This window comes from Mycobacterium montefiorense, from assembly GCF_003112775.1.
Taxonomy (GTDB): domain Bacteria; phylum Actinomycetota; class Actinomycetes; order Mycobacteriales; family Mycobacteriaceae; genus Mycobacterium; species Mycobacterium montefiorense.
On record NZ_BFCH01000011.1, the window covers coordinates 265,561 to 275,982 of the forward strand.

11 protein-coding genes are annotated in these 10,422 nt (G+C 64.4%); 5 read left to right on the forward strand and 6 right to left on the reverse strand.

Translation table 11 applies throughout. The features are described 5' to 3' along the window. Window positions 1-6 precede the first annotated feature (6 nt). From DB708_RS08920 to DB708_RS08930, 3 genes are all read right to left on the reverse strand, one after another. Window positions 7-891 carry a hypothetical protein gene (locus DB708_RS08920; protein ID WP_108921570.1) on the reverse strand — a complete coding sequence of 295 codons (885 nt, stop codon included), beginning with the start codon at window positions 889-891 and terminating at the stop codon, window positions 7-9. Window positions 892-1,103: 212 nt separating this feature from the next. Continuing rightward, on the reverse strand, window positions 1,104-2,660 hold the full coding sequence (locus DB708_RS08925; protein ID WP_108921571.1) for an AMP-binding protein: 1,557 nt from the start codon (window positions 2,658-2,660) through the stop codon (window positions 1,104-1,106). After that, on the reverse strand, window positions 2,657-3,502 hold the full coding sequence (locus DB708_RS08930; protein ID WP_108921638.1) for an acyl-CoA thioesterase domain-containing protein: 846 nt from the start codon (window positions 3,500-3,502) through the stop codon (window positions 2,657-2,659). The genes DB708_RS08925 and DB708_RS08930 overlap by 4 nt, the downstream gene beginning before the upstream one ends. 315 nt (window positions 3,503-3,817) lie before the next feature. Here DB708_RS08930 and DB708_RS27045 point away from each other — a divergent pair, with 315 nt between their 5' ends. Then, window positions 3,818-4,342 carry a chitin-binding protein gene (locus DB708_RS27045; protein ID WP_133250992.1) on the forward strand — a complete coding sequence of 175 codons (525 nt, stop codon included), beginning with the start codon at window positions 3,818-3,820 and terminating at the stop codon, window positions 4,340-4,342. A 161-nt stretch (window positions 4,343-4,503) separates the two neighbouring features. Next, window positions 4,504-5,193 carry a histidine phosphatase family protein gene (locus DB708_RS08935; protein WP_108921639.1) on the forward strand — a complete coding sequence of 230 codons (690 nt, stop codon included), beginning with the start codon at window positions 4,504-4,506 and terminating at the stop codon, window positions 5,191-5,193. Between the two features lie 16 nt (window positions 5,194-5,209). On the opposite strand, the gene DB708_RS08940 is transcribed toward DB708_RS08935, so the two are convergent. Next, entirely contained in the window at window positions 5,210-5,845 is a 636-nt protein-coding gene (locus DB708_RS08940; RefSeq protein WP_108921572.1) for a class I SAM-dependent methyltransferase, read from the reverse strand. Window positions 5,846-5,854: 9 nt separating this feature from the next. Then, entirely contained in the window at window positions 5,855-6,127 is a 273-nt protein-coding gene (locus DB708_RS27585) for a hypothetical protein (RefSeq protein WP_235616694.1), read from the reverse strand. Window positions 6,128-6,279: 152 nt separating this feature from the next. Between DB708_RS27585 and DB708_RS08950 the strand changes: the two genes are divergently transcribed. Beyond that, entirely contained in the window at window positions 6,280-7,050 is a 771-nt protein-coding gene (locus DB708_RS08950; RefSeq protein WP_108921573.1) for a class I SAM-dependent methyltransferase, read from the forward strand. A gap of 219 nt (window positions 7,051-7,269) precedes the next feature. Beyond that, window positions 7,270-8,571, forward strand: coding sequence for a glycosyltransferase (locus tag DB708_RS08955; protein WP_108921574.1), 1,302 nt, complete (start codon window positions 7,270-7,272; stop codon window positions 8,569-8,571). Here the strand turns inward: DB708_RS08955 and DB708_RS08960 are convergent. After that, the gene (locus tag DB708_RS08960; RefSeq protein ID WP_108921640.1) at window positions 8,547-9,470 is read right to left on the reverse strand and encodes a class I SAM-dependent methyltransferase; all 924 of its coding nucleotides are present in this window, start codon (window positions 9,468-9,470) and stop codon (window positions 8,547-8,549) included. The genes DB708_RS08955 and DB708_RS08960 overlap by 25 nt on opposite strands. Window positions 9,471-9,622: 152 nt before the next feature. Between DB708_RS08960 and DB708_RS08965 the strand changes: the two genes are divergently transcribed. Next, on the forward strand, window positions 9,623-10,321 hold the full coding sequence (locus DB708_RS08965) for a glycoside hydrolase (protein ID WP_409347575.1): 699 nt from the start codon (window positions 9,623-9,625) through the stop codon (window positions 10,319-10,321). Window positions 10,322-10,422: the final 101 nt, after the last annotated feature.

Here is a 10,422-nt window from a genome sequence, read left to right on the forward strand (position 1 = left end):
TCGCAGCTAGGCCGACGTTGCCGGCTCCTGGGCAAAGGGGACCTCCACGCCTTTTTGGAACGACAGCGCCCCACTTTGAACTGCCAACGCGACCGTGAGCACGCCTACCCATAGCCAGGCTTCGGTTGGACTGATATGTGTCGCCGGACTTGTGTAGCGCAACGCCATGATGGAGCGCACTATCACGGCAGCAACGACGGCAACCGTGACGTACGGAACGGCCATCCGGATGAATCCCGCGACGCGGCCGACAGGTGATACCGAACGACGTCTACCAATTCCGAAGTACCACAAGGCGGCACAGACGACCATGAGCCCCAGTGGTATCGGAATCGCGAGCCGGTTGGCCCAGTCCCACAACGATTGGAGCGGCTGGTGCGTTTCCGGATCACCCAGCGAGAGCGCCAGATGTGTGAGCGTATCTTCCACCAGGAACACCGAAATTGGGGGAACGAAGACCGCCAGGACGAATACGCAATGCCTGGCCAGCGTGCCTGAGTTTCCCGAAAAGAACTGCACAATGGCGTACAGCAATATGTAAATGGACGCCGCAAACGATACGGCGGCCAGCACTTCCACCGAGGCGGCTCGGCCATAGGTGAGGGAGCATCCGCTCTCCCCGGCAAGCAAGCCATACCGCAGGGTCGTCAGAAAAAGACCCAGGAATGCACACACCAGGGAAATTCCCACTTGAGTCTCATGGTCGACCTCGCGCGGCTGCGGCCCACGCCCCTCGCCACGGCGCCGATAGGCGCGGTCAAGCACGAGATTTATGACGACAAAGGCAAAACCGGCGAGGATCCCGGTGAATTGCGCGTAAGTCCTGGCCACGACCGACATATCGAAGCCAGTCCACAGGACGCAGGAGTCGGCGATGAATCCCAAGGCCATCGTTGCGACGGTACTCGGACCTGGCCCGGCAGCAAAGGTTCGACGCCCGTGTCGGCCCTCGAAACTGGTGCATCTCCCGACCACACGCACCGCATCAGCCGCAATGCTTCGGGTGACATGGTTTGCGAAGGCGGTATCGCATGCGATACCGCCATCTAAATCGGTTATGGATCAACATTTCTGGTACTGATGTGTCCGGGTGATCCGGTGGATTACGGGCGGCTGCAGGCCTCGCGCAGATCCTTCTTGATGACTTTGCCGAATTGGTTACGCGGCAAGGAATCGACGATGACCAAGCGCTCGGGATGCTTGTAGCGACCGAGCCCTAGCGAATGACAGTGCTGCACCAGGGCTTCCAGCGATACACCCTCAGCTGACGTGGGTACTACGACGGCGCATACCCGCTCCCCTGCGCTGCGGTCGGGCACTCCGATGACCGCGACATCGGCGACCCCAGGATGGGTGGCGAGCACATTTTCGATCTCGAGGGCCGAGATGTTCTCCGCGTTGCGGATAGTCGCGTCCTTGATTCGGCCGGTGACCCGCACATTGCCGTCGGTGTCGATCAGCCCGAGATCGCCGGTGCGCAGCCAGCCTTCATCGTCGAACGCGTCGACGTCGAGCGTGGCGTCCGCGTAGCCCAGGAAGCATTGCGGTCCCTTGAGCCGCAGCTCCCCCTCGTGCCCGACGGACAATTCGGTTTCGTGGTTGTCGACCACGCGAACGCTCACCCCCGCTACCGGTGCGCCAACGGTGTAGTCGAGCACCTCGGGCGCGGCGTCAAGCGCCGGTGAGGTGGCCACGGGAAACTCGGTCATCCCCCACGCGTTGGCGATGCCGGCTATTCCCAAGGTCTCGCGAACCTGCCGTCCCAGCTCGGCTGTGATCGGCGCGCCCCCGGCTATGCAACCGCGCAGGGCGCCGAATAGCGGCCGATCACCTTGGGCTCGTTGAGCTTCCAAGAAGGCAACGAAAAACGGGGTGGCCGTGCCGAGAAAGGTCGGCTGGTGCGCCGCGATGGCCTGCGGCGTCGCGGCCGGGTCGAACACCTCGAACAGCGCCAGGCGCATACCGGTCATCAACGCTGCGGCCACCATCGCGGCACCGCCGATATGAGAGATGGGAAACGCGATCGGATCCACGTCGCCGGCACTGAAGCCCATCGCGTGCACCATTCCGCGCGAACCGGCGATCACCGTAGTGTCGCTGTGACGAATCCCCTTGGGCGCCGCGGTGGTTCCCGACGAGTAGTAGATCCACTGGGTGTCACCGCCGGGAGTCGCCGGTGCGGTGAGGATGTCGACATCTGCGCGTGGCAGCCGAAGCTCGTCAGCCCGCGGAAGTGTCGCCAGGTCGACGGCGATGACCTCGAAGCCCTGATCCGAGGCCAGCGCCCGAGCGAGCTCGCCGTAATCGAATCCCCGCCAAACTTCGGGCACCACAAGAAATTCGGTCGACAGGTGGCCGGTGATGAAACCGACCTCACGCTCCCGCAGTATCGGGATGATCGGATTCTGCACCGCGCCGAGTCGGGTCAGCGCCGCCATGACGACCACGGTCTCGAGCGTGGTGGGCAGCTGCCAGGACACGATGCTGTCCGCCCCGATCCCACGTTCAGCGAACCCGGCAGCAGTCGCGCATGCGGCATCATGCAGCTGGCGTGCGCTCAGGCTCCGACCGTAGTCGTCGGCGAATAGCGGTCGATCCGGGTGGCGCTGTGCCGCGTCGACGATCAACGTCCAGTAGGTGACGTCCGTTCCGGTCGTCATCCGGCCGGCGGTAAGTCCGTGGGTGGTCGAAATCCGGAGTGCGCTATGGACACAGACACGGCGCTGCCGACTGGGCCCAGATGGTCTACGACGACGGCTGAACCATTGGCCACCCCGTCGTCGCTGTAATGCGTAAGTGCGGCGAGCCCGATATGCGGCCCTTCGGGCAACCGGCTCAGGGTAAGCGTGTAGTCGACGTTGATGAACTCCAACGCATTGCTACCCCAGTTGGCGATCGCGGCGGTCACATCGGCACACAGCGCCGCGCGGCTGAACGGAGTGAGAGGCTCGTCGTCGATCAACGGACGCGTTTCGTGCAGCCACGTGTACTTCGGTCCGGTGATGTCCCAATCGGGATCGGGATTCTGAAGCTCGCCTCCCCAACCGTAGGTCTGCAGGAACAGCGTCGGCTTGTCGCCGCTTTGCTCGACGGGCAGCCGCGGCATCTGCAACGGTTGCGACCACACTTGGCCGTCGGGCTGTGAGCCGCGCCGCAAGAACAACGCGCACGCCCGCGCGACCGCTTCGCCACGCTGGATGAGACGTGCCTCGACCAGCCGCAATCGACGGCGTTCGTGTTGCACCTGGATGTGCACGTCGAAAGGCTCCAGCGCGGCAGGTGCGGGCAGATCAACCGTCAGCCGCGCGGGTTGCAATTCGGGGTCGTCGATTGCACCCTCGAGCGCGCAGGCAAGAATGCCGCCGACCACGTGTCCGCTCATTGATGGGCCCCACCCGCCGCGCGCGACTGCCGTTGGCACGTAACGGCTTTGGTCGCGCGTAAAGTACGGCGTCGATGCCGCCCAATCGATGCCGTCCGGCAGGATATTCGGCTCGGTCACCACATGACTCTCCACGCGAACAGGGCCTTCATCCAAACTCCTCCTCTGAGGTACGCAACAGTAGATATTACAGTTCGGCTCCCCAGCCGCGGGATGCATGGTTGTCATTAGTGTCAAAAATCCACCTGCACAGAACTATTGGCCTCTCGACATGCGCGGTTTGCCAGGCACATCAGGCAAAGTTGGGCCGGGCTTAGGGTTCGCCCAAAGCCTTCGCATGCTCATGTCACAGCCGGCACATAGCTAGCCTATCTAGCGTCGAGCGGGATGGGGGTCAGCGTTCGATAGATCCGCTAGTGAATACGTGGGGGAATCATGAATCTCAAGCAACTGATTGCGGCAGCCACACTGGCCGGCGCCTTCAGCGCGGCAGCGCTGGGCATGGGCGTCGGTATGGCCAATGCCGCTCCAGGATCACCACCGCCAGCTCCAGCCGGCGGCCACGGCGCGCCAGCGCCTGCCGGCATCCACGCCCCGACCGGGCCAAATGACCCGGGTGGGCCCGGCGGCCCGGGTGGGCCCGGTCCGGGTGGGCCGGGCGGACCCGGTGGCCCCGGACCCGGCGGGCCTGGTGGTCCGGGTGGGCCGGGCGGACCCGGCGGTGCTTGGCATGGAGACGCCCAGCGTGGCTACTTCAACCGAGCCCCGTGGGGAGAAGGACCCGCGCCTTGGGGCTACGGCGAGCCGCCCCGGCCGGACTGGGGAAGGCCGCTCCCGCCGCCCGGGGGTCCGTGGAACTACGGCCCGATCAACTACTGGGGCTACCAGGAAACCCCCGTGTGGAATCCCGGTTTCAACCAGTGGGGCTTCGACTTCTTCGGAGTCTGGATCCCGCTGTAAATAGCTGACCACGACTGACCACGGCGCCCGTTTCGCCGCTTGGCGGGGCGGGCGTCGTGCTGACTCTCCTGACGCACAGTTGTCCGGGACGCTTTACACTTCTCGCGTGAAACTGCGGATGACTGCCTGCCTCGGCGCGCGCGGGTGAAATCGCCGTGACCATGCGACGTTTCGTTGCCATCGTTGTCGTCACGATGTTGGCCGCGGGCTGCGTGCCGGCGCGGGCCGCCGGCAATCGCAACATCACCTTGACGCTGGTGCGCCATGCCCAGTCGGCGGCCAACGCGTCGGGACTGATCGACACCACGACCCCCGGTCCGGAGCTCTCGCCCAGGGGGTTCTGCCAGGCGACGCTTGTGGTCCCGCAACTGGCCCCCAACCACTACGACGGCATCTACGCCTCGACAATGATCCGCACCCAGGAGACGGCCACCCCGACGTCGCAGGCGCTGGATGAACCCATCACCGTGCTGCCCGGTCTGCGGGAGATCGAGGCCGGCAAATTCGAGGGCACCCCCGAGGCCGACATCCCGCAGACCTACTTCGCCGCCCCGGCCAAGTGGCTGCAGGGTGACCGCAGCGCGCGGATCCCCGGCTCGGTGGATGGCAACGAGTTCAACGCCCGGTTCGCCGAAGCCGTCCAGCGCATCTACGACAGCGGCGAGCAGAATCCGGTCGCGTTCTCACACAGCGCGGCGATCATGTTCTGGGTGCTGATGAACGTGCACAATCCCGACCTGTCGTTGCTGAAAACCAAATCGTTGCCGAACGTCGGCCACGTGGTGCTGACCGGAAATCCGTCCGACGGCTGGACATTGACCGAATGGGATGCCGATCCCCCGCCGTGCTGACTTCCTGAGCAGCGCTTCAGCTCTTGATGCCGACGGTTACCACGTCGGATATGAACCAGATCCACCATGGACGCGGGATCCGGTGCTGATCGGTAACGGTGAACCCGGCACCCTCGAAAATCGATCGCACCTCGTCCGGCGACGCGTTGTGCTGCGGTTTCCACCTGCTCGTCGAAGGCGCCTGCAGGAGTGTTTGTCGGCTGCTCAGCGCCGAGACGACCGCCATTCCGCCGGGCGTCAGTACGCGATGAAACTCCCGGAGCGCAGCCGGCTGGTCGAAGAAATGAAACGCCGAGGTCGTCACGACCGCATCGAGGGCTCCGTCGTCAAACGGCAGTTGCTCGGCGGGGCCGCGCATCCAGTGCACCCCATCGGATTTGGCGCGCGCCTGGGCCAGCATCCCATCCGACATGTCCACCCCGTAGATCGCCTCGGGGTGCAGTTCCCGCTCGATTCGTTCACTGAGAACACCTGTCCCACAAGCAATATCGGCGATATTGCACGATTGGTGGTCACGGAGCCTCGCGATCACCTCATCATGCGGCAGGCGGTAAATCCGCTGTTGCAGAAACGGCTGGTCGTAAACCGGGGCTAAGAAGCTCCAGACCCGGGTGATGGCGCTGTTGAGTCCCCGACGACGCGGTGCAGTCATATGAAATGTCTAGTGATGCCCGGGCGCACCGGGTCCTCCGGGACCGCCGGGACCACCCGGCCCACCCGGCCCACCGGGACCATTTGCGGCCGGCAGCACGAACACGCATTGGTTCAACTCGACGCTCCAGGCCCAGCCCGGGGCGCAATACGGGTCGGCCCGGCTGACCGGCGGCGCAGCGATCCAGGCGGTCGGCAATCCCGTCAGCACAAGAGCGAACACGCCTACCGCACAACGCCGTAGCGATGGTGAGCGGGTTAACACCGCGAGTGTCTTGGTCATGTCGGTTCCCCTCCCCGGAGATGGCCAGAAGATAGCCAGCGCACATCATTGTGCTCCAGCCTCACCATTCGCGTCCGGAGATTCGTCGGGTATCCCTGCAGCGCACCGAATTCGCAAAGTTCCCGCACAGGTAAGCGGATTAGCGTGGCGGCGTGACTGATCGTCAAGAGCGTGCAATGTCCTTCGGATCGATTGCCGAAGACTATGACGGACTGCGGCCACAGGCTCCGCAGGAAGCGGTGAGCTGGCTGGTGCCTTCCGGTTGCGAGGTGGCCGTCGACGTGGGGGCGGGAACCGGACTGTTCACCCGCACCCTGGTGGACAAAGCGGCACAAGTCGTCGCGGTGGAACCCGACGCGCGAATGCGGAGGGTACTGACCGAGCGATCACCGGGAGTCCGTGCGCTCGAGGGGCACGGCGAATCGATCCCCCTTCCCGACGCCAGCGCGGACGGGGTGTTCGTCTCGTCGGCGTGGCACTGGATGGATCACGAACGCGCCGTGCCCGAGATCGGCCGGGTGTTGCGCGACGGTGGTCGCTTCGGTCTGATCTGGACGAGCCGAGACCGCGAGGTGGACTGGGTACGCCAACTCGGCCAACTGCCCGGCCAAGACCTCGAGGAGGTCCAGTCGGCCGAGCGATTCCGGCAGCGCCTGCACTTTGACCTTCCCGAACCGCAGATCTTCCATAACACCGAGCGCGAAGTCTTCCGCTTCGTGAAGACGATGACGGTCGATGACGCCGTGGCAATGTTGGGGACCTACAGCCGGGCCATCATTGCGTCGCCCGACGACCGCGCCCAGACATTCTCCGATGCGCGCGCCGCGCTCGACGCGCGCTTTCCCGGTTCCGAGACGATCGATATCCCAATGCGCGCGTGGTGCTGGCGCGCCGACCGCATTCCCCGCGGCTCCGAGCCCTAGGCGGTGCTTCGCCGCGCGGCTGCAGACCCTGTTCGATCACAGACCTGCAGGTAGCGGCATCACGATCGGGAGCAATCCCACTCAGTTCACAAATGGGCTGTTAGACAGCAGATTCCGTTGCCTGCAGCTATCCAGCGCGCTACGCTGAGCCGGCACCACCCCACCGATGCCCCCTGAGGTCGGCAAGACGCACGACAACTGAAGATTCCGGGATCCGCAATGAAATTTGTGCTCGCAAGTTATGGAACTCGGGGGGATATCGAGCCGTCAGTCGCTGTCGGCCGCGAACTGCTACGCAGAGGGCATGACGTGCACATGGCCGTCTCGCCCGACCTCGTCGGCTTCGCAGAAGCGGCGGGCCTCAACGCGGTCGGCTACGGGCTGGACACGCGGGAATGGCTGGACACCTATCGCGACTTCTGGGCGTCTGCCTTCCATAACTATTGGAAAGTCCCCGATCTGATCAGGATGTGGCGCGAACTTCGCGACTCCGTCATCCGCAGCTGGGTGGAGATGAGCGCGACGCTGACGCCGCTGGCGGACGGGGCGGACGTGCTCTTCACCGGCGAAAGCTTCATGGAGACCGCGGCCAACGTCGCGGAGTACTACGACATGCCGTTGGCCACCCTGCACTACGTCCCAATTCGGGCTAACGGCCAGCTCATTCCGATTGTGCCGTCGCCGTTGGCCCGCTCCGCGATGAGCATGTCCAACTGGTTGACGTGGCGGATGACGAAGCACCTCGAAGATGCGCAACGCCGCGAGCTAGGCCTGCCCAAGGCAACTCGTCCTGCCTCACGACGCATCGCTGACCGCGGATCGCTGGAAATTCAGGCCTACGACCAGGCTTGCTTCCCCGGCCTTGAAACCGAATGGACGAAATGGAAAGAACAGCGGCCCTTCGTCGGCGCGCTGACGATGGAATTGATGACGGATGCCGACGAGGAGGTGGCGTCGTGGATTGCCGCGGGAACACCGCCGATTTGCTTCGGCTTCGGCAGCACGCGCGTCGAATCTCCCGGCGACACGGTCGAAATGATCGGTGCGGCGTGCGCGCAACTGGGTGAGCGGGCATTGGTCTGCTCCGTTTGCAGCGACTTCGGCGAGGTGCCACATTTCGACAACGTCAAAGTTGTCAGCGAGGTGAATTACGCCGCAATCTTTCCGGCCTGCCGCGCGGTGGTGCACCACGGCGGCACCGGCACGACCGCCGCGGGCCTGCGGGCCGGGGTTCCCACGCTGGTGCTGTCGATGGACCTCGTCCAGGCGATCTGGGGAGCTCAGGTCACCCGGCTGAAGGTTGGCGCCGCACGGCGGTTTGCGAACACCACCCGCGAATCGCTGGTCGCCGATCTCCGCCGGATCCTCAACCCGGAATGCGGGACCCGGGCCCGCGAATTCGCCACTCGGATGAGCAAACCCGACGCGAGCGTTGCCAACGCCGCCGATCTCCTCGAAGGTCTTGCCGATCCGAAGCGTTCGGTCCCCGAGGCGGTTCAGCCTAGTTCTGCGCTCAAATAAGTGATGGTGCGCCGAAACTCGTTTAGCAATTCGTGATCGGGCAGCACGAAGCCGTTTTCGGCGTACAGGTCTTCGGTGGGGTGCTGCGTGACCCTCCAGCCGATACCCGTCAGGTGCTCACTGGCCTGGCGCCGCTCGCCGACCCACACCAGATCGGCGACATCGAAATCCAGCCCATGCTTGCGCCACCCGTTGCGCAAGGCTCGAGCACGTTCGTCGGTGAACACCCGCATGTCGGTGATGTTTTCGGTGGCCAGCCGGCTGCCGGGCGCGCTCAGCGCGGTGATGTTGTCGAGAAGCCGGTCCTGGGCATCCGGCGGCAGATACGGCAGCAGGCCTTCAGCGATCCACGCCGTCGGCGCGGTGGTGTCAAAGAAGTTGTCGCGCAGGGCCGTAGGCCAATCGTCACGCAGATCGACGCCGACGGCTCGACGTTCCGCGGTCGGTTCAGCGCCGATCTGGGCCAGCGTGGTTCCCTTGAACACGATCACCTCGGGTTGGTCCACCTCGAAGACGACGGTGCCCGCCGGCCACGGCAACCGGTAGGCGCGCGCATCGAGCCCGGCGGCCAGGATGACGACCTGACGGATCTCGCTCGAGGTCGCGGTGACCAAGAAATTGTCGAAAAACCTTGTGCGCATGGCTATCTGCTCGCAACGCTGCTGTGCCGTCAGGGGCACATCCTCATCGTCCAGAGGGATATCGCCGTCGAGCATGCGAGTAAAGAAGGAGTGCCCGACGGCCCGGACCAACGGCTCGGCGAATCGATCATCGAGCAACGGATCGGGTTCGCGTGACGCCAGCGCCCGAGATGCCGCCACCATTGTTGCTGTCGCGCCCACACTGGAGGCAAGGTCCCAGCTGTCTCCTTCGGTACGCGCCGCGCCATCCGATGACACCGTTACCCCCATCCTGAAAGCAGCCCGCAAGGGCAGAGATTCGATTTCAGCCACCATAACTTGGACTACATCGGCACGACCCGCAGGTAGCGGATCGACAAGAAACGACAAAGATCGCCACACGCGTCGCACGCGACACTAAAGTGCTGTCCGTGAGCAGGAACGTTTTAGCCATCGGCCGCAGTCGCTGGATGGCGATCGCGGCCTCGCTCGTCGTTTCTGGCGGCATGATCTACGCCCAGGGCACGAAGTCCACGGTCACTGAGCCGCCAACGGCAACCCCGACGGTGACCGGCGCACCGCCCCCGAAAGACCCGGGATCTGCACCCGCTAACAGGGCCCACGTCGCCACCCCCGCGGAGGCGGAAGCGTTGGCGGCGCTGGCCGTGAGTGCGCCGACCGGGGCACAGAACTTCCAATTCCCGCTACCCGCCGGCATCGCGTCAGAGGACCGATTGCAGGTCAAAACCATCTGGGCAGCCCGTGTCATCAGCGTGCTGTTCCCCCAGATCAAGACCATCTACGGGTACCGGCAGGATGCGTTGCCGTGGCATCCCAACGGGTTGGCCATCGACGTGATGATCCCGAACCATGACAGCGCGCAGGGCATCGAACTCGGCAATCAGATCGCCGGGTATGCGTTGGCGAATGCGAAGCGGTGGGGCATCAACCACGTGATCTGGCGGCAGAAAATCTACCCGGGCCCCAACTCGGGAGCCTGGACGGCCGACCTCGGAAACGAAACCGCCAACCACTACGACCACGTCCATATCGCCACAGGTGGCGGCGGATATCCCAAGGGCAACGAGATTTATTACATCGCATCCATGACCCCTGCACCGCCGGAGTAGGGGCGTTAGCTAGCGCCGAGAGTCAACGAAACCCCGCGAATCGCGCGCGACACCTTTACTCGATCTTGACCAGGTATTGAATTACGCCACCGACGATGGCA